This window comes from Pantoea sp. BJ2, assembly GCF_040255075.1.
Classification (GTDB): domain Bacteria; phylum Pseudomonadota; class Gammaproteobacteria; order Enterobacterales; family Enterobacteriaceae; genus Pantoea; species Pantoea leporis.
On sequence record NZ_CP158292.1, the window covers coordinates 3,822,410 to 3,841,363 of the forward strand.

Consider the following 18,954-nt stretch of genomic DNA (forward strand, 5'->3'; position numbering starts at 1 on the left):
TCTTTCTCCTCCGACTTACTCAGCGCCGCCGACGAAGTCCAGATTCTGGCCTTCCTTCAGGGTGACGTAAGCTTTTTTCCAGTCGCTACGACGACCGATACGCTGTCCGTGACGCTTAACTTTCCCTTTAACTACCAGGGTGTTTACGTCTTTAACTTCCACTTCGAACAGCTTCTCAACAGCAGCAACGATCTCTGCTTTGGTCGCGTCTTTAGCAACTTTGAGAACGATGGTATTGGTTTTTTCCATCGCAGTAGATGCTTTTTCTGATACGTGCGGTGCACGCACTACTTTCAGCAGACGTTCTTCACGGATCATGCCAGCATCTCCTCAACTTGCTTAACTGCTTCCGCAGTCATAACGACTTTGTCGAAGGCGATCAGGCTAACTGGGTCGATGCCCGCTGCATCACGCACGTCAACCTTGTACAGGTTACGCGCAGCCAGGAACAGATTCTCATCCAGTTCACCGGTGATGATCAGCACATCTTGCAGCGCCATGTCTTTCAGTTTCTGTACCAGCAGCTTAGTTTTAGGCGCTTCTACAGAGAACGTCTCGACAACGATCAGACGGTCCTGACGTACCAGCTCGGACAGAATGCTTTTCAGCGCGCCGCGGTACATCTTTTTGTTAACTTTTTGACTGTGGTCCTGTGGACGTGCAGCGAAGGTTACGCCACCTGAACGCCAGATCGGGCTCTTTACAGAACCTGAACGCGCACGGCCGGTACCTTTCTGGCGCCAAGGCTTTTTGCCTGAACCAGTAACTTCAGCACGAGTCTTCTGCGCACGAGTACCCTGACGAGCACCAGCAGCATAAGCAACAACAACCTGGTGAACCAGCGCTTCGTTGAAATCACGACCGAAGGTAGTTTCGGAAACAGTCAGCGCGCTCTGCGCGTCTTTCAGTACTAATTCCATTGCTATCCCCTTACGCCTTCACAGCTGGTTTAACAATCAGATCGCACCCAGTTGCACCCGGGACGCCACCTTTGACCAGCAGCAGGTTGCGCTCAGCGTCAACACGTACTACTTCCAGGCTCTGAACGGTTACGCGCTCATTACCCAGCTGACCAGCCATTTTCTTGCCTTTGAACACTTTGCCCGGAGTCTGGTTCTGACCGATAGAACCCGGAACGCGGTGTGACAAGGAGTTACCGTGTGTAGCATCCTGGGTACGGAAGTTCCAGCGCTTAACGGTACCTGCGAAACCTTTACCTTTAGAGGTACCGGTCACGTCTACTTTTTTAACGTCAGCGAAAATTTCAACACTGATGCTCTGGCCAACAGAGAAATCTTCACCTTCGGTGCGGAATTCCCACAGACCACGGCCAGCGTCAACGCCAGCTTTAGCAAAATGACCTGCTTCAGGCTTGCTCACACGGCTTGCTTTTTTAGCACCGGTGGTAACCTGAATAGCTTGGTAACCATCGTTGTCCAGGCCTTTGACCTGAGTAACGCGGTTTGCTTCAACTTCGATAACGGTTACTGGGATTGAAACGCCATCTTCAGTGAAGATGCGGGTCATACCCACTTTTTTACCGACTAAACCAATCATTGTATCAACCTCTCAATCGCTCGATGACCTGATTAACCCAGGCTGATCTGCACGTCAACACCGGCAGCCAGGTCCAGACGCATCAGAGCATCAACGGTTTTTTCAGTTGGCTCAACGATGTCTACCAGACGCTTGTGAGTGCGGATTTCGTACTGATCACGCGCGTCTTTGTTAACGTGCGGAGAGATCAGAACGGTAAAACGCTCTTTGCGGGTTGGCAGCGGGATCGGACCACGTACCTGCGCACCAGTGCGCTTGGCAGTCTCAACGATTTCCGCGGTTGATTGATCGATCAGGCGATGATCAAACGCTTTAAGACGGATACGGATTCTTTGGTTCGACATGAGACCAAGGCTCCAAACATTTTATAAACGAAAAGAATTACTACCCGCATCCATTACGATTGATGGAGGAGTGTAATCGTTCAGCATATAACTCCCCAATTGGGAGTATTGTTAGGCGATACATAAACAGCTATCCCCTGCGATTCTGCTCGAATCGCGCCACACCAATATCGGCAGGCCCGCGCATTATACGTAAATCAGTTCAGGAAGCAACCCGTGTTGTGTTTTTAACCACATCAATCTGGTTACAGACCGAAAAAAACCCGCAGCAATCGTTTTGACTGAGCGGGCTTGCGTGACGATGGGCATATGGCTAATGTTCGTTCTGATCTTTTAATTGAGACTGAAGATAATTTTGCAGGCCGAGTTTGTTCACCAGATCGAGTTCCGTTTCCAGCCAGTCTATGTGCCCTTCCTCTTCCGTAAGAATCTCAATCATCATGTCTCTGCTAACGTAGTCATGAACCTTGTCGGCATAGGCTATCGCCTCACGCAAATCCTTTGCGCCTTCCAGTTCTAATGCCAGGTCAGATTGCAGCATTTCCGGCACGTCTTCACCGATGCGTAATCGACCTAGATCTTGCAGGTTAGGAATTCCTTCAAGAAAAAGAATGCGTTCGATGTATTTGTCCGCATGTTTCATTTCATCGATTGACTCATGATACTCAACGTCATTGAGCCGGGTCAGACCCCAATTTTTGAACATACGCGCATGAAGGAAGTACTGATTAATCGCAACCAGTTCATTCCCCAGCAATTTGTTGAGATGAAATATGATTTTACTGTCGCCCTTCATTTTTGCTTCCTCCGCTTCCAACTAAATAGAGCGTAGATGCGGATGAAAGGAAGTCAAAAAAACGCGACAGTTATTGTGGGTATTAGGAAGTGCAGAATTATTTTATTAAGCTATCTCTTTGTAGAGCGGCACGTTTTGCAGTTCATCTTCCATAATTTCACGCGCAAACCGCACGCACTTGCCACATTGCTTTCCAATGGGAACCAACTGGCGCAATTGTTGAATCGATTTGGGTTGATAGCGGCGAACCACTTCGCGCAGAGTTTTATCACTCACGGCATTACACAAGCAGACGTACATTTACTGCGGACTCCCGTACAATTTATGATCAAATTGTAAATGAGAATGGTTTTTATTTCAAACGCAGCTTTTATGTGGGATTAATCGAAACGGCAAAATTCAGACATAAAAAAAGAGCACCGAAGTGCTCTTTTTCATGCTGCGATGACTGCCGAAACAGCCATCGACATTAACGCAATTAAGCGATAATTTCAGCAACAACACCCGCACCAACAGTACGGCCGCCTTCACGGATTGCAAAACGCAGACCCTGATCCATAGCGATTGGCTTGATCAAAGTAACGGTCATTTTTACGTTGTCGCCAGGCATTACCATCTCAACGCCTTCTGGCAGTTGAACGTCACCGGTCACGTCAGTAGTACGGAAGTAGAACTGAGGACGGTAGCCTTTGAAGAACGGAGTATGACGGCCGCCTTCATCTTTAGACAGAACGTAAACTTCTGAAGTGAACTGGGTATGTGGCTTGATTGAACCCGGCTTAGCCAGAACCTGGCCACGCTCGATGTCTTCACGCTTGATACCACGCAGCAGAACACCACAGTTCTCGCCTGCCTGACCCTGGTCCAGCAGTTTGCGGAACATTTCAACGCCAGTACAGGTTGATTTCACAGTGTCTTTAAGGCCAACAACTTCAACTTCGTCGCCCACTTTAACGATACCGCGCTCAACACGACCGGTAACAACGGTACCACGGCCAGAGATTGAGAATACGTCTTCGATTGGCAGCAGGAACGGCTTGTCGATTGCACGAACTGGCTCTGGGATGTAAGTATCCAGGTGCTCAGCCAGCTCAATGATCTTAGCTTCCCACTCAGCATCGCCTTCCAGCGCTTTCAGAGCAGAACCACGTACGATTGGAGTGTCGTCGCCTGGGAAGTCATAAGCTGACAGCAGGTCACGTACTTCCATCTCTACCAGTTCCAGCAGCTCTTCATCATCAACCATGTCGCACTTGTTCAGGAACACGATGATGTAAGGAACGCCAACCTGACGACCCAGCAGGATGTGCTCACGGGTCTGTGGCATTGGGCCATCAGTCGCAGCAACAACCAGGATCGCGCCGTCCATCTGCGCAGCACCGGTGATCATGTTTTTCACATAGTCGGCGTGGCCTGGGCAGTCAACGTGCGCATAGTGGCGAGACGGGGTTTCATATTCAACGTGAGAAGTGTTGATGGTGATACCACGTGCTTTCTCTTCTGGCGCTTTATCGATCTCATCGAATTTGCTTGCCTTACCGCCGTAGGTTTTAGCCAGTACGGTAGTAATTGCTGCAGTCAGGGTGGTTTTACCGTGGTCGACGTGACCGATAGTGCCCACGTTTACGTGCAGTTTGTTACGCTGAAATTGCTCTTTCGCCATGGCGATAATTCCTTACGTTGTGCCTTCATGAGTCATGAAGGCATCAGTTCACAATTTTTAAACCGTAGCTTATTTGCTACGAGCTTCAATAACGGCCTGAGCGACGTTGTTCGGCGCATCATCGTACTTCAGGAACTCCATGGAGTAAGAAGCACGGCCTTTGGTCAGAGAACGCAGCTGGGTTGCATATCCGAACATTTCAGACAGCGGAACTTCAGCATGGATCTGAACGCCAGTAGCGTTAGATTCCTGTCCTTTGAGCATACCACGACGACGGCTAAGGTCACCGATAACGTCACCGGTGTTCTCTTCCGGAGTCTCTACTTCAACCTTCATGATTGGCTCAAGCAGAACAGGTTGTGCTTTCTTAAAGCCATCTTTAAAGGCTAAAGAAGCAGCCAGTTTAAACGCCAGCTCAGAGGAGTCGACATCATGGTATGAACCGAAGTGCAGACGAACACCCAGATCAACTACCGGATAACCAGCCAGTGGACCTGATTTCAGCTGCTCCTGGAGACCTTTATCAACCGCAGGGATGTATTCAGTTGGAATCACACCGCCCTTGATATCGTTGACAAATTCGTAACCTTTCGGATTAACGCCCGGCTCCAGTGGGTACATGTCGATAACAACATGACCATACTGACCACGACCACCAGACTGCTTGGCGTGTTTACCTTCGATATCGGTAACTTTCGCGCGAATCGCTTCACGGTAAGCAACCTGAGGTTTACCGACGTTCGCTTCAACGTTGAATTCACGCTTCATGCGGTCAACGATGATGTCGAGGTGCAGCTCACCCATACCTGCGATGATGGTCTGGTTGGTTTCTTCATCAGTCCATACGCGGAATGATGGATCTTCTTTCGCCAGACGACCCAGAGCCAGACCCATTTTTTCCTGGTCAGCTTTGGTTTTCGGCTCAACGGCGATAGAGATTACCGGCTCAGGGAATTCCATACGCTCAAGAATGATGACGTTGTCTGGGTCACACAGGGTGTCACCAGTGGTTACGTCTTTCAGACCGATCGCAGCGGCGATATCGCCCGCACGAACTTCCTTGATCTCTTCGCGTTTGTTCGCGTGCATCTGAACGATACGGCCCAGACGCTCACGGTTTGACTTAACCGGGTTGAACACGGTGTCACCGGTGTTAACAACACCAGAGTAAACGCGGAAGAAGGTCAGGTTACCAACAAACGGGTCGGTAGCGATTTTGAACGCCAGTGCAGCAAACGGCTCTTTGTCATCGGAATGACGCTCAGCCGGCGTGTCTTTACCGTCGTCCAGCATACCGTTAATCGCGGTAACGTCAGTCGGTGCTGGCAGGTATTCAACTACCGCATCCAGCATCGCCTGAACACCTTTGTTCTTAAATGCAGAACCACAGGTAACCAGGATGATTTCGTTTTTCAGAACGCGCTTACGCAGAGAAGTTTTAATCTCTTCTTCGGTCAGTTCTTCACCGCCGAAGAACTTCTCCATCAGCTCATCAGAACCTTCAGCAGCGGCTTCAACCAGCTTCGCACGCCACTCTTCAGCCAGTTCCTGCATATCAGCTGGAATATCTTCGTAAACGAAGGTAACGCCCTGATCGGCATCGTTCCAGTTGATCGCTTTCATTTTCACCAGGTCAACAACACCGGTGAAACCTTCTTCTGCGCCGATAGCCAGCTGAAGTGGAACTGGGTTTGCACCCAAGCGCACTTTCATCTGGTCAACAACTTTCAGGAAGTTAGCACCCATGCGGTCCATTTTGTTAACGAACGCGATGCGTGGAACTTTATATTTGTTAGCCTGACGCCATACGGTTTCAGACTGTGGCTGAACACCACCAACTGCACAGTAAACCATTACTGCGCCATCAAGCACACGCATAGAACGCTCAACTTCGATGGTGAAGTCAACGTGTCCCGGGGTGTCGATGATGTTTACGTGGTGTGGTTCAAACTGCTTAGCCATACCAGACCAGAAACAGGTAGTCGCAGCAGACGTGATGGTAATACCACGTTCCTGCTCCTGCTCCATCCAGTCCATGGTTGCTGCGCCGTCATGAACTTCACCGATTTTGTGGTTTACACCGGTGTAGAACAGAACACGTTCGGTAGTTGTAGTCTTACCGGCGTCGATGTGCGCACTGATACCAATGTTACGGTAGCGCTCAATGGGTGTTTTACGAGCCATTTGATTCCTCTGATTCTTAGACGTTCTAAGTTAAAAAAGCCCAGCAGGTGAGTCACTGGGACGCCCGCTGGGTTTATAACAACTACGTTGCTGTTACCAGCGGTAGTGTGCGAACGCCTTGTTGGCTTCAGCCATGCGGTGAACGTCTTCACGTTTCTTAACTGCAGTACCTTTGTTCTCTGCAGCATCAGAAAGTTCGTTCGCCAGGCGGAGAGCCATAGATTTATCACCGCGTTTACGAGCAGCTTCTACGATCCAACGCATTGCCAGGGCATTACGACGAACCGGACGGACTTCAACTGGAACCTGGTAGGTAGAACCACCAACGCGACGTGACTTAACTTCGACAGTCGGACGTACGTTTTCGAGAGCAACCTCGAACGCTTCCAGGCCATCTTTACCAGCGCGTTGAGCCAGGGTATCAAGCGCGGTATAGACGATAGATTCAGCAGTAGATTTTTTACCATCTACCATCAGGATATTTACAAATTTAGCCAGCAGCTCTGATCCGAACTTAGGATCCGGCAGAATTTTACGCTGACCAATGACGCGACGACGTGGCATGGAAATACTCCGTTGTTAATTCAGGATTGTCCAAAACTCTACGAGTTTAGTTTGACATTTAAGTTAAAACGTTTGGCCTTACTTAACGGAGAACCATTAAGCCTTTGGCTTCTTCACGCCGTACTTGGAGCGTGACTGCTTACGGTCTTTAACACCTGAGCAGTCCAGCGCGCCACGAACGGTGTGGTAACGCACACCTGGCAAGTCTTTAACACGACCGCCACGGATCAGGATCACTGAGTGTTCCTGCAGGTTATGACCTTCACCACCGATGTAGGAGGTAACTTCAAAACCGTTGGTCAAACGCACACGGCAAACTTTACGCAGTGCTGAGTTTGGTTTTTTAGGGGTAGTGGTGTACACACGAGTACATACACCACGTTTCTGCGGGCAAGCTTCCAGCGCAGGCACGTTGCTCTTTGCAACTTTGCGTACGCGTGGTTTGCGAACCAGCTGGTTAACTGTTGCCATTAAATAGCTCCTGGGATTTAGCTTTTTGCTTCGTAAACACGTAATAAATCGCCTCGTATTACTACGAGGAGGCAGAATTTTAGGGCTGTGTCAAAAGGGTGTCAAGAAATAACCAGGTTTTCGCTCTTACCAGGCCACTTGTTGTGGATGCTTCGCTGTCATCGCAACGAAACCAGTATAGTCCAAACGTGCTACATTGGTCGAAATTTGCTCATCCAGGCCGCGCGCGCCCACATCTTCTTCTAATACCCACAGCGTAGCCGGCGACGCGCTGAGCTTGATTAACATTTGGCTGCCAGCCAAAGCGGCGCTGACGCCATCCTGCAATAAAAGTAGATCGTCGCCTTCCTGCAATAAAAGCAGCAGGCTATCGAGGTCGCATTGCCAGGGAGATTGCAACAGCGTGTAGAGCATGATCAGTTCTCAGAATCGAATAACACGATGATAGGAAGCCAGCTTTTCGCGTAGCGATGCGGCCTCCAGCACCTCAGCAGCCAACACACGTTCAGCCGTCAAACTCTGCCCGCGCGCCAGCAGCGAATCGGCGCAGACAAAACACTGGTCAATATCGTACAACTCCAGCACGCCAAAGGTCGCGATGTAGTTACGCGCCAGAATTTGCTCAGGTTGTTGGTCGCGATTGAGCTGCAGCACGCCATCCCCGATAAAGAACAGACCGATATCTTCGCTTAGCGCGCCCGTCGCCAGCACAGCATCCAGCCCTTCCCTGCCCGCGCTGCTGCCGTGCGGTGCCTGAGTAAATAGAAAAGCCACGCGGTTCATCAGAATTGCACCAGACGATCGCAGCTGAGCGCGGCTTCTGCCAATGCGCCCAAACCGCTGAGTTCAAAACCCGGCTGCAAGTTACTGCCCGCCAGTTGCAAGCGCGCGGCTTCATGCGCGTCGGTTACGCCACGACGTAATGCTGCGGCCACGCAGATATTCAGCGCGGCGCCACTCTCAGCGCGCAATTGCTGCCATTCACGCACCATATCCACCTCATCGCTGGCCGGCGCGCTCAGTTGGTTGGCATTCAACACGCCTTCACGATAGAAGAACACGCTCTCCAGCTGGTGCCCGGCCTTAATGAGTGCGCGCGCAAACAGCAGCGCGCTGCTGGCGTGTTGCGTGCCGTATGCCGGTCCGGTGACCAGCAAGGTGTAGCGCATTAACGATCCTGCCCCTGAAAATCACCGCTTTTAAACTGGCGAATGTAGAGGTAAACCGTGTGCTTGGAGATATTGAGGCGATCGGCCACCTGGTTAATCGCATCTTTAATGTCGAAGATACCCTTCTCATACATATTGAGCACGATCTGGCGATTCTTAGCATTATTAGAGACGTTACGGTCAGCGCTCACTTCTTCAATCGCGAACTCAAGCGTCTGCATCACCAGATCTTCCACCGAGCTGGCAAAGTTGACGTTGGAATCCACCTGCTGCATCTCCGGCGGCATAAAGGTCGACATAATCTGCGAGAACGGAACGTCGAGGTTCATGTTGATGCACAGCAAGCCAATAACGCGCTGCTGGCGATTACGAATCGCGATCGTGACCGATTTCATCAGCACACCGCTTTTCGCGCGCGTGAAGTAGGCTCTGGAGACATTGCTGTCGGCGCCGTGCATATCGTGCAGCATACGCAGCGCTAAATCGGTAATCGGCGAACCCACTTTACGCCCGGTATGTTCACCGTTGGCGATACGCACCGCAGAACACTTCAAATCTTCCAGCGAATGAAGCACGATTTCGCAGTGCGAGCCAATCAACATCGCCAGGCCATCGACAACGGCTTCGTAGGATTTGAGGATATCGTAATCTGCTTGCTCGAACGGACGTTGCTCCAGTAAATCGAAGTCAGTCAGTTCACCGGGATTGAATGGATTAGACATCGAAGACATTACCCTAAATGGCTGGAGCCTGTCTCGACAGCATTGGGGCAGACTCATATTGTGATAATTGTGCAGGCGCTAGTCTGGCAAATGTGCTGGTCTTTAGCCAGACCTTTACTCTCTTCTCCGCAATAAAAACGCCGCCCGAGGGCGGCGTGATACAGAAAGTTAAGATTACTGTGCTTTCTGATCGGCAGCGACTGGAGCCTGCGCTTTTTCGTCCGCTTTCGGCGCGGGTTTGATGTCGAGCAGTTCAACATCGAACACCAGCGTAGAGTTGGCCGGAATACCCGGAACGCCATTTTTACCGTAAGCCAGGTTCGGTGGGATCACCAGCTTGATTTTACCGCCTTTCTTCACGTGCTTCAGACCTTCGGTCCAGCCCGGAATCACACCGTCCAGACGGAACGACAGCGGCTCACCGCGGGTATAAGAGTTATCGAACTCAGTACCGTCGATCAGCGTCCCTTTGTAGTTCACAACCACAGTGTCGCTGTCTTTCGGCGCGCTACCGGTACCCTCTTTCTCTACCTGATACAGCAGGCCAGATTCGGTTTTCTTCACGCCTTTTTCTTTAGCGAATTTGTCAGCGTAAGCGGAACCCTTATCAGAGTTCTCTTTCGCGTCTTTTTCCATCTTCGCCTGAGCAGCACCTTTTACGCGGCCTTCAAAGGCCTGCAGGGTTTGCTCGATCTCTTGATCAGAGAGTTTGCTCTTGCCGCCGAAGGCGTCCTGAACACCCGCGATCAACTGATCTTTATCAAGTTTGATGCCCAGCTTCTCTTGTTCCTTCAGAGAGTTGTCCATGTAGCGACCCAGGGACGCGCCAAGTGCATAAGCTGATTGCTGGTCTTCGTTTTTGAAGGCAGCATTTTTCGGTGCTTGCGGCGCAGCCTGAGCGGCGTCTGCTGGAGCAGCGGCGGTTTCTGCTGCCATTGCCAGCGGTGCATTCAGCGCGAAGGCCATGGTGGTAGCTAACAATGTGACTTTAAACAGTGAATTCATCCTTTCTCCAAAACCGAAGCCTCTAACCTCGGGAATCATTGCGGACTGAGGCCCACACTATAACTTTACGTGGCAGCGGCGAACACTCCCACAATGTAATTACCCGTCCAACCTCCGACCTTTTTTGCTTCAGGAAGTTTCATCAGAGATATAGGCGTTATGCGCCGTTTCAATGCAGCATGGCGCGGAAAGATAAAATATCAGGTGATTCTGAAGCGAAAGGCCGTAGAATCAGGCCCGAAACAGACTAACGTGCAGCACCGCAAGATGAGGAAAGATCATGCAACCAACAGAATGGGAACAACGCCTTGAGGCGCTGGAGAGCAAGCTGGCTTTTCAGGAATACACCATCGATCAGCTCAATCAAACGGTGGTTCAGCATGAGCTGGAGATGATCAGAATGCGTGAGCAGGTCCGTCTGTTAATCGATAAAGTGAAAGATAGCGCGCCGTCGATAATTGCCTCGCAATCTGAAGAAACCCCGCCGCCACATTACTAAAAAGAAAAGGCCACCCGAAGGTGGCCTCGCCAGCATCACACTAATTAGTGGCTGCAGCCGCAACCGCCAGTGCCACAACCGCCCTGGCCGTGATCGTGACCATGGTCGTGATGATGACCATCAGCGCCATGCACGTGACCGTGCGCCAGCTCTTCTTCGGTCGCTGCGCGAATCGCCACAACTTCCACGTTGAAGTTCAGGTTCTGACCCGCCAGCATGTGGTTACCATCAACCACTACGTGCTCATCTTCAACTTCGGTGATTTCAACCGGAACTGGACCCTGATCGGTTTCTGCCAGGAAGCGCATGCCAACCTGCAGTTCGTCAACGCCCATAAACACGTCTTTTGGTACGCGCTGTACGAGGTTGTCATCGTATTGACCGTAAGCGTCGTTCGCCGGGATATGCACGTCAAACTTATCGCCTACATCATGATTTTCCAGCGCTTTTTCCAGACCAGAAATCAGGGAACCATGACCGTGCAGATAGTCCAACGGTGCACTCACCGGTGACTCGTCAACCAACACACCGTCTTCGGTACGAACCTGATACGCCAGGCTCACCACCAGGTCTTTTGCTACTTTCATGATATCTCCTAACCGTTGAGAACTAAGATCCCGTCCCATTGGTCAATTTTGCGTGCAATAACCAACCAGAAAGGTTCAAGACTGAGGATGCCAACAAATGTGTTATTGCATACTGCTCAGCGTTAATGGCGCCGATTGTAACGGAATTCAATCCCGCTGTAAGTTCAAGCTTAAAAAAAGCTGAGCCATTGCGCTACTCAGGATGAAAAATGCCGATCACTTGCTCATTGCTGCGAACCTGATCGCGCACCTGCTTATCCGCTTCCCGCATTTGATGACCGCACTCGACGCACTCCACCACATCAACATTGTTCTCACGCCACAATGCCAACGTGTCTTTTTCCTGGCAGTGCGGGCAAACCGCACCGGCAATAAATTGTTTACGCATACTGTTTCCTGCCGTCGTTAGTGAACGGATTAAGTAAGTATAGTTCTACTCGTCATCCCAGCCGTCAAACTGACGTTTCTCGTGCTGCATTTCGCGCTGGAAGATATCCTCCAGCTCGCGCCGCGCCTCACGCACACGCGAAACTTGCGCGCTGTCATCGTGGCTAGGCACCAGCTCACGCAGCATACGCATATCCAGACGACGGAAATGTTGCTGCGCGCGCTGCGCCTGATGCGGATGCATGCCCAGCGAGATCAGCGTTTTACGACCCAGCTCCAGCGCACTGGAGAACGTCTCACGCGAGAACAGCGTAACACCCGCCTGCAACAGTTCGTGCGCCTCAACACGTCCACGCGCACGCGCCAGGATTTCCAGCTGCGGGAAATGCTGCTGACACAGTTGCACGATGGTCATCGAATCTTCCGGATCGTTACAGGTAATGACGATGGATTGCGCATTCTCCGCGCCCGCCGCACGCAGCAGCTCCAGCTCGGTGGCGTCGCCATAGTAAACCTTATAGCCATATTTACGCATCAGGCTCACCGCGGAGATATCACGCTCCAGCACGGTAATGCGCTTGTTGTTCGCCATCAGCAAACGGCCAACAACCTGACCAAAACGACCAAAGCCCACCACAATGACCTGCGGCCGATCGTCCTCAACAAAGTGCTTCTCGGCATTTTCATCGGGCTCATTAAAGCGGTGCGCCAGTAAACGATCGATGCCGTTCATCAGCAGCGGCGTGGTCATCATGGATAACGTCACCGTCACCAGCAGCAGCGGCATTTGGTCGCCGCTGAACATTTTGGCCGACGACGCCGCCGAGAACAGCACAAAGGCAAACTCGCCGCCCTGGCTTAACACACCGGCAAACTGCTGGCGCTCCGAACTGCGCAGGCCATAAATGCGCCCCAGCACATACAGCACCAGCGTTTTCACCGTCACCAGAATCAGCACGCCCAACAAAATTTCAGTGATGTGGGTATAAAGCACGCCGAGATTCAGCGCCATGCCAACCGAAATAAAGAACAAGCCTAGCAACAAACCTTTGAACGGTTCAATGGCCACTTCCAGCTCGTGGCGATACTCGCTTTCCGCCAACAGAATACCCGCGATGAAAGTACCGAGCGCCATCGACAGGCCGAGCGCATCCATAAATAGTGCCGAACCCAGCACCAGCAGCAGTGAGGCGGCAGTAAACACTTCGCGCACGCCGGATGCGGCAATGAAGCGCAGAATCGGGCGCAGCAGATAACGACCACCAATCAGCATCCCGCCGAACGCCAGCACTTTCATCCCAACTTTCAACCAGTCAACATGACCGCTGTCGCCGCCCGCCAGCAGCGGCACCAGCGCCAACGCGGGAATCACCGCTAAATCCTGGAACAGCAACACTGAGAAACCGAGCTGTCCCGATTCACTGCGGTTCATGCCTTTATCGCGCATCAGCTGCAGCGCCATCGCCGTGGATGACATTGCCAGACCAATGCCGCCAATCACCGCCGCCTGCCAGCTAAAGTCGGTCAGCCACAGCAATCCGCCGAGAATGGCGGCGGAAATCAGCACCTGAGCCGCACCAACGCCAAATATCGAACGGCGCAGCGCCCACAGTTTCGAGGGGTTCAGTTCAAGCCCGATGATGAACATCAGGAACACCACGCCGAGTTCCGAGAAGTGCAGAATCTCCTCAACGTCGCTGATGAACCCCAAACCCCACGGACCAATCGCGATACCGGCCAGCAGATAGCCCAGCACCGCGCCAATGCCGAGACGCGCCGCAATCGGCACAATCAGCACCGCCGCGACCAGATAAATCACGCCCGCCGTCAGTAACGTTTCGCCTTCCATCACACACCTCCCTGCGGCAGCGGTGAAGCCAGCCAGTCACCATACGCGCGCGCAAAATTACGCATCACGTCCGGCGTTTGTCGACGCGCCCAGTAAATCACCATCGGCGTCATCCAGTGCATGCGGCACATCTGCGCCGTCAGCTCAAACGGACGCATGATGTCACTCATCTGATAGCGATTCAGGCCGCTGGGGTGATACGCCGCTTCCGGTTCGCCGGTGGTGACTACGCTGCGCCAGTATTTGCCTTCCAGCGCATTACCATCCGGTCCGCTGGCAAAGCCGCGCGACAGCACACGATCCAGCCACTCCTTCAGGAGCGCCGGGCAGCTGTAGGTATAAAGTGGATGTTGGAATACAACGATTTGATGGTCGCGCAGCAGCTGCTGCTCATAGTGAATATCAATAAAAAAATCCGGATAGTGGGCGTATAAATCGTGCACCGTGACGTGGTCCAGTTCCATAGCCGACTGCAGCAAAACCCGATTAGCAATCGAATCCTGTGATTCCGGATGGGCGTAAAGCAGCAATATTTTGGGTGGCTGCGACATCGTTCCCCTCCAAAGCGTCGTCACGGCACAGGAATTCCGCTACCATGCTCGACGCAACAAATTTTCTCGAATTATGTTGCCGGTAAATTAACATATTCTGACGATACGGCGCTTATGATTGTCTTTTCAGCACTACAAATTCGCCGCGGCACCAATGTGCTGCTGGATAACGCAACAGCCACCATTAACCCAGGCCAGAAAGTTGGCTTAGTGGGCAAAAATGGCTGCGGCAAATCAACGCTGCTGTCATTGCTGAAGGGCGAAATCAGCAGCGATGCAGGTAATGCTACGTTCCCGAGCAACTGGGCGCTGGCGTGGGTCAATCAGGAAACCCCGGCGCTGAGCAAACCCGCGCTGGAGTATGTTATCGACGGCGACCGTGAATATCGTCAGCTTGAATCCGAATTGGCCGACGCCAACGCGCGCAACGATGGCAACGCCATCGCCCTGCTGCACGGCAAGCTGGATGCGATTCAGGCGTGGAGCATACCTGCTCGCGCCTCAAGTTTGTTGCACGGTTTGGGCTTTAGCCAGGAACAATTAATGCGGCCGGTGAGCGATTTCTCCGGTGGCTGGCGCATGCGCCTTAACCTCGCGCAGGCGCTGGTGTGCCGCTCCGATCTGCTGCTGCTGGATGAACCGACTAACCACCTCGATCTGGATGCGGTGATCTGGCTTGAACGCTGGCTGAAAAGCTACGAAGGCACGCTGGTGCTGATTTCGCACGACCGCGACTTCCTTGATCCGGTAGTCGATAAGATCATCCATATCGAACAGCAGACGATGTTTGAATACACCGGTAACTACAGCTCGTTCGAACGTCAGCGCGGCGCCAAACTGGCGCAGCAGCAAGCGCTGTTCCAGAGCCAGCAGGAAAAAGTGGCGCACCTGCAGAAGTATATCGATCGCTTCCGCGCGCAGGCGACCAAAGCCAAGCAGGCGCAGAGCCGCATCAAAATGCTGGAGCGCATGGAATTGATTGCGCCGGCACACGTCGATAACCCATTCAGCTTCAGTTTCCGCGCGCCAGAAAGCTTGCCGAATCCGTTGCTGAAGATGGAGCGCGTTACCGCCGGTTATGGCGAACGCATCATTCTCGACGCCATCAAACTCAACCTTGTGCCGGGTTCACGTATTGGCCTGCTGGGCCGTAACGGCGCGGGTAAATCGACGCTGATTAAGCTGCTAGCCGGTGAGCTCGACGCGCTGGATGGCAAAGTTGGCCTGGCGAAAGGCATTAAGCTCGGTTACTTCGCCCAGCATCAGCTGGAATATCTGCGCGCCGATGAATCACCCTTGCAGCATTTATCACGCATCGCGCCGAAAGTGCTGGAGCAGCAGCTGCGCGACTACCTTGGCGGCTTCGGCTTCCAGGGCGATAAAGTCAGCGAAATCACCGAACGTTTCTCCGGCGGCGAAAAAGCGCGTCTGGTGCTGGCATTAATTGTCTGGCAGCGCCCGAACCTGCTGCTGCTTGATGAACCAACTAACCACCTCGATCTTGATATGCGTCAGGCGCTGACCGAAGCGCTGATTGATTTCGAAGGCGCGCTGGTGGTGGTCTCGCACGATCGCCATCTGCTGCGCGCCACCACCGACGATCTCTATCTGGTGCACGACGGCAAGGTCGACGTGTTTGAGGGTGATCTGGAAGATTATCAGCAGTGGCTGAGCGATTTGCAGAAGCAGCAAGCGCAACAGGATGCCGCACCGAAGCAGGACAACGGCAACAGCGCGCAATCGCGCAAAGACCAGAAACGCCGCGACGCCGAACTGCGCGCACAAACGCAGCCGCTGCGTAAAGAGATCGAGAAGCTTGAGAAGCAGATGGCGAAGTGGCAGAGCCAGCTCAGCGACGCGGAAGCCCAGTTAGCCGACAGCGCGATTTACGATCAGAGCCGCAAAGCCGATTTGAATGTGGCGCTGCTACGTCAGGCCGAGAGCAAGGCCGCGCTGGAAGAGGTCGAAATGGCGTGGCTGGATGCGCAGGAACAGCTGGAGCAGATGCTGGCGGGTTGAGTGTGCGCGCTGTTCCCCATCCCGGCCTTCCCCCGCAAGCGGGGGAAGGAGACGCTGCCACATGTAGCTTAATCACTGACATGCGGCAGCATCTTCCTCCCCCATTTATGGGGGAGGACCGAGGAGGGGGAATGCGAGCACTATTCCAAATTAAAACGGCTTATCCCCTAACACCGTCGCACGATGCATCACCCGCCGCGCCGGATAATAATCCGCATTAGCATAGTGTTGGGTCACGCGGTTATCCCAAATCGCCACATCATTCTCCTGCCAGCGCCAGCGCACCTGGAATTCCGGTTTGGCGCTATGCCAAAACAGGAAGTTAAGCAGCGCATCGCTCTCTTTTTCGCTCAAGCCCAGCAAACGCGTGGTAAAACCTTCGTTGACAAACAGCGCCTTGCGTCCGCTCACCGGGTGGGTACGAATCACCGGATGCTGCACCGGCGGGTTCTTTGCCACCGCTTGCTGCCAGCGCTGATGCTCTTCCTCGGTTTTACGGTATTTGTACTCCTGAAACGACTTCTTAAAATCGTGTTCCGCCTGCAGCCCATTCAACAGCGTCTTAAACGGTTCAGACAGCGCTTCATAGGCCGCAATGCCGGTTGACCACAAGGTATCGCCGCCGCTTTCCGGCAGCAGCTTCGAAGCCAGAATCGCAATTGCCGGCGGGGTTTGAATAAAGGTGACATCGGTGTGCCAGTTGTCATTATCCGGCGGATTATCCTGATGCGTATCCAGCACGATGATCTCTTCCACGCCTTCCGCATGCGGATAGACCGGATGGATATGCAGATCGCCAAAGCGAATCGCCAGCGCGCGCTGCTGTTCCGGGGTAATCACCTGATTGCGCAGGAACAGCACCTGATGGCGCAGCAGGCCATGATAGAGCTGTTCAAACTGGGCATCACTCAGCGGACGGCTGAGATCGACATCGCTAACCTGCGCCCCGATATTCGGACCCAGCGCGGTAAAATTAAGACGTTCGTTCATTGCTGTTCTCCATTCCAGGGCGTCAGTCGGCGCTGCAAGGCGCGCAGACCCAGTTCTAAGCCAAAAGCAATCAGGGCAATCACGGCGATACCGGCCAGCACCACGTCGGTGGCGAGGAACTCACCGGCCGACTGCACCATAAAGCCGAGTCCCCGCGTAGCGGCAATCAGTTCCGCCGCCACCAGCGTTGACCAACCTACGCCGAGACCAATGCGCAAACCGGTGAGGATTTCCGGTAGCGCGCCAGGCAGAATCACGTAGCGCAGCAGTTGCCAGCGCGATGCGCCCAGCGCCTGCGCCGCGCGAATCCGTACCTGCTGGGCATTCTTCACACCCGCCAGCGTCGACAAGGTCACCGGCGCGAAAATCGCCAGATAAATCAGTAAAATCTTCGAGGTTTCGCCGATGCCAAACCAGATCACCATCAGCGGCAAATAAGCCAGCGGCGGTACCGGGCGATAGAGTTCGATCAGCGGATCAAGCAAGCCGCGAATCGCCGGGCTCAGGCCCATGGCGATGCCGACCGGAATCCCAATCAGCGCGGCGAAGAACAGCGCCACCAGCATACGCGCCAGGCTGGCACCCAGATGCTGCCATAATGTGGCGTCCATAAAACCTTGCGGGCTGGCAATCAATATCAGCTTCTGCAGCACCACTTGCGGCGGCGGTAAGAACAGCGGTGCCACTAAGCCGAGCGCGGTAATAGCCCACCACAACAGCAGCAACAAGCCCACGCTGAGCAGGCTGAGTGAGAACTGGCGCGAGAACGGCCAGCGCAGTCCACGACGACGCATTTGGGTCTTCCCATCAATCACCGCACTCATATAAACGCCTCACGCTGGGAAAACACCTGATTCAGTACATATTCACGACGTTCGATAAACGCCGGATCGGATTTGATGCTGCGGCACGGTTCCCCGGCGGCGAAGCGTTGGCCGAAGTCGAGTTTCAAACGCTCCACGACGCGGCCCGGTCCCGGCGACAGCAGCACCAGTTCGCTGGCGAGGAACACCGCTTCTTCGATGTCGTGGGTGATCAGCAGAATCTGCTTGCCGGTATCACGCCACAGCGTTAGCAGCAGGGTTTGCATCTGTTCACGGGTAAAGGCGTCCAGCGCGCCAAACGGCTCATCTAACAGCAGCAACTGAGGATCAGCCGCCAGCGCACGCGCAATGCCCACGCGCTGGCGTTGACCCCCAGAGAGCTGCCAGATATAACGCTGCTCTGCACCTTCCAGTCCTACTTTGCGGATCAAACGGCGTGCAATGGTATGGCGCTCCGCCTTCGCCATACCCGCCAGTTGCAAACCGAACGAAACGTTATCGATCACGTTACGCCACGGCAGTAATCCTTCATTTTGAAACACTACGCCGCGCTCAGCGCCCGGCCCTTTTACCGCTTTGCCATCCAGCGTAATGCTGCCAGATTCCAGCGGCAGAAAGCCGGCGATGAGGTTCAGCAGCGTGGTTTTGCCACAGCCGGAGGGACCTAACACCACCAGCAGGTCTCGGCTGCCCAGCTGCAGGTTGATGTCCTGCAGCGCGGGTTGTCCGGCGTAACGCGCATTGAGATGGGTGATGTTAAGCATACGGCCTCC

Annotated in this window: 24 protein-coding genes; 2 read left to right on the top strand and 22 right to left on the bottom strand. The window is 53.4% G+C overall.

All coding sequences use genetic code 11. The features are described 5' to 3' along the window. Nucleotides 1-15 precede the first annotated feature (15 nt). The 15 genes from rplW to fkpA all read right to left on the bottom strand — a co-directional run bounded on the left by rplW (nucleotide 16) and on the right by fkpA (nucleotide 10,475). On the bottom strand, nucleotides 16-318 hold the full coding sequence (rplW, locus tag AAF463_RS17725) for a 50S ribosomal protein L23 (protein ID WP_007891652.1): 303 nt from the start codon (nucleotides 316-318) through the stop codon (nucleotides 16-18). Beyond that, nucleotides 315-920 carry a 50S ribosomal protein L4 gene (gene rplD, locus AAF463_RS17730; RefSeq protein WP_007891650.1) on the bottom strand — a complete coding sequence of 202 codons (606 nt, stop codon included), beginning with the start codon at nucleotides 918-920 and terminating at the stop codon, nucleotides 315-317. Before rplD ends, rplW begins: the two co-directional genes overlap by 4 nt. A gap of 10 nt (nucleotides 921-930) precedes the next feature. Continuing rightward, nucleotides 931-1,557 (bottom strand): 50S ribosomal protein L3, encoded by a 627-nt coding sequence (gene rplC / locus AAF463_RS17735; RefSeq protein ID WP_008104741.1) that lies wholly within the window; start codon nucleotides 1,555-1,557, stop codon nucleotides 931-933. A 32-nt stretch (nucleotides 1,558-1,589) separates the two neighbouring features. Further along, nucleotides 1,590-1,901, bottom strand: coding sequence for a 30S ribosomal protein S10 (gene rpsJ, locus AAF463_RS17740; RefSeq protein WP_006120582.1), 312 nt, complete (start codon nucleotides 1,899-1,901; stop codon nucleotides 1,590-1,592). 313 nt (nucleotides 1,902-2,214) lie between these two features. After that, nucleotides 2,215-2,697, bottom strand: coding sequence for a bacterioferritin (bfr, locus tag AAF463_RS17745; protein WP_101762566.1), 483 nt, complete (start codon nucleotides 2,695-2,697; stop codon nucleotides 2,215-2,217). A 105-nt stretch (nucleotides 2,698-2,802) separates the two neighbouring features. Further along, nucleotides 2,803-2,997, bottom strand: a complete 195-nt coding sequence (bfd, locus tag AAF463_RS17750) for a bacterioferritin-associated ferredoxin (protein ID WP_008104746.1) — start codon at nucleotides 2,995-2,997, stop codon at nucleotides 2,803-2,805. Nucleotides 2,998-3,175: 178 nt separating this feature from the next. Next, on the bottom strand, nucleotides 3,176-4,360 hold the full coding sequence (tuf, locus tag AAF463_RS17755) for an elongation factor Tu (protein ID WP_110867595.1): 1,185 nt from the start codon (nucleotides 4,358-4,360) through the stop codon (nucleotides 3,176-3,178). 69 nt (nucleotides 4,361-4,429) lie between these two features. Continuing rightward, nucleotides 4,430-6,544 (bottom strand): elongation factor G, encoded by a 2,115-nt coding sequence (fusA, locus tag AAF463_RS17760; RefSeq protein ID WP_101762633.1) that lies wholly within the window; start codon nucleotides 6,542-6,544, stop codon nucleotides 4,430-4,432. Nucleotides 6,545-6,637: 93 nt separating this feature from the next. Continuing rightward, nucleotides 6,638-7,108 (bottom strand): 30S ribosomal protein S7, encoded by a 471-nt coding sequence (gene rpsG / locus AAF463_RS17765; RefSeq protein ID WP_007886246.1) that lies wholly within the window; start codon nucleotides 7,106-7,108, stop codon nucleotides 6,638-6,640. A gap of 96 nt (nucleotides 7,109-7,204) precedes the next feature. After that, on the bottom strand, nucleotides 7,205-7,579 hold the full coding sequence (gene rpsL, locus AAF463_RS17770; protein WP_006120575.1) for a 30S ribosomal protein S12: 375 nt from the start codon (nucleotides 7,577-7,579) through the stop codon (nucleotides 7,205-7,207). Nucleotides 7,580-7,705: 126 nt separating this feature from the next. Continuing rightward, a complete protein-coding gene (gene tusB, locus AAF463_RS17775) occupies nucleotides 7,706-7,993 on the bottom strand; it encodes a sulfurtransferase complex subunit TusB (RefSeq protein WP_137386634.1) in 288 nt (95 codons plus the stop codon). Nucleotides 7,994-8,002: 9 nt separating this feature from the next. Further along, nucleotides 8,003-8,362, bottom strand: coding sequence for a sulfurtransferase complex subunit TusC (gene tusC / locus AAF463_RS17780; RefSeq protein ID WP_101762635.1), 360 nt, complete (start codon nucleotides 8,360-8,362; stop codon nucleotides 8,003-8,005). Beyond that, nucleotides 8,362-8,748, bottom strand: a complete 387-nt coding sequence (gene tusD, locus AAF463_RS17785) for a sulfurtransferase complex subunit TusD (protein WP_350261210.1) — start codon at nucleotides 8,746-8,748, stop codon at nucleotides 8,362-8,364. Before tusD ends, tusC begins: the two co-directional genes overlap by 1 nt. Then, nucleotides 8,748-9,470 carry a transcriptional regulator gene (locus AAF463_RS17790; protein WP_007886240.1) on the bottom strand — a complete coding sequence of 241 codons (723 nt, stop codon included), beginning with the start codon at nucleotides 9,468-9,470 and terminating at the stop codon, nucleotides 8,748-8,750. The genes tusD and AAF463_RS17790 overlap by 1 nt, the downstream gene beginning before the upstream one ends. Nucleotides 9,471-9,644: 174 nt before the next feature. Continuing rightward, nucleotides 9,645-10,475, bottom strand: coding sequence for an FKBP-type peptidyl-prolyl cis-trans isomerase (gene fkpA, locus AAF463_RS17795; RefSeq protein WP_101762637.1), 831 nt, complete (start codon nucleotides 10,473-10,475; stop codon nucleotides 9,645-9,647). Between the two features lie 280 nt (nucleotides 10,476-10,755). Here fkpA and AAF463_RS17800 point away from each other — a divergent pair, with 280 nt between their 5' ends. Continuing rightward, the gene (locus AAF463_RS17800; RefSeq protein ID WP_350261211.1) at nucleotides 10,756-10,974 is read left to right on the top strand and encodes a protein SlyX; all 219 of its coding nucleotides are present in this window, start codon (nucleotides 10,756-10,758) and stop codon (nucleotides 10,972-10,974) included. A gap of 44 nt (nucleotides 10,975-11,018) precedes the next feature. Here AAF463_RS17800 and slyD read toward each other — a convergent pair whose 3' ends face one another. The 4 genes from slyD to kefG all read right to left on the bottom strand — a co-directional run bounded on the left by slyD (nucleotide 11,019) and on the right by kefG (nucleotide 14,348). Next, on the bottom strand, nucleotides 11,019-11,561 hold the full coding sequence (gene slyD / locus AAF463_RS17805; RefSeq protein ID WP_350261212.1) for a peptidylprolyl isomerase: 543 nt from the start codon (nucleotides 11,559-11,561) through the stop codon (nucleotides 11,019-11,021). Between the two features lie 193 nt (nucleotides 11,562-11,754). Then, nucleotides 11,755-11,949, bottom strand: a complete 195-nt coding sequence (locus AAF463_RS17810) for a YheV family putative zinc ribbon protein (protein WP_007892203.1) — start codon at nucleotides 11,947-11,949, stop codon at nucleotides 11,755-11,757. A gap of 45 nt (nucleotides 11,950-11,994) precedes the next feature. Then, a complete protein-coding gene (gene kefB, locus AAF463_RS17815) occupies nucleotides 11,995-13,797 on the bottom strand; it encodes a glutathione-regulated potassium-efflux system protein KefB (protein ID WP_110867600.1) in 1,803 nt (600 codons plus the stop codon). After that, nucleotides 13,797-14,348, bottom strand: a complete 552-nt coding sequence (gene kefG / locus AAF463_RS17820) for a glutathione-regulated potassium-efflux system ancillary protein KefG (RefSeq protein ID WP_217549939.1) — start codon at nucleotides 14,346-14,348, stop codon at nucleotides 13,797-13,799. Before kefG ends, kefB begins: the two co-directional genes overlap by 1 nt. Before the next feature lie 114 nt (nucleotides 14,349-14,462). Here kefG and AAF463_RS17825 point away from each other — a divergent pair, with 114 nt between their 5' ends. After that, entirely contained in the window at nucleotides 14,463-16,367 is a 1,905-nt protein-coding gene (locus tag AAF463_RS17825; protein ID WP_277974167.1) for an ABC transporter ATP-binding protein, read from the top strand. A gap of 150 nt (nucleotides 16,368-16,517) precedes the next feature. On the opposite strand, the gene tauD is transcribed toward AAF463_RS17825, so the two are convergent. The 3 genes from tauD to tauB are packed head-to-tail and all read right to left on the bottom strand — an operon-like array spanning nucleotide 16,518 to nucleotide 18,945. Then, the gene (tauD, locus tag AAF463_RS17830) at nucleotides 16,518-17,357 is read right to left on the bottom strand and encodes a taurine dioxygenase (protein ID WP_110867602.1); all 840 of its coding nucleotides are present in this window, start codon (nucleotides 17,355-17,357) and stop codon (nucleotides 16,518-16,520) included. Continuing rightward, complete coding sequence (gene tauC, locus AAF463_RS17835) at nucleotides 17,354-18,181, bottom strand: taurine ABC transporter permease TauC (protein WP_101762642.1); 828 nt, start codon at nucleotides 18,179-18,181, stop codon at nucleotides 17,354-17,356. Before tauC ends, tauD begins: the two co-directional genes overlap by 4 nt. After that, nucleotides 18,178-18,945, bottom strand: coding sequence for a taurine ABC transporter ATP-binding subunit (tauB, locus tag AAF463_RS17840; RefSeq protein ID WP_137386642.1), 768 nt, complete (start codon nucleotides 18,943-18,945; stop codon nucleotides 18,178-18,180). The genes tauC and tauB overlap by 4 nt, the downstream gene beginning before the upstream one ends. Between the last annotated feature and the right edge of the window lie 9 nt (nucleotides 18,946-18,954).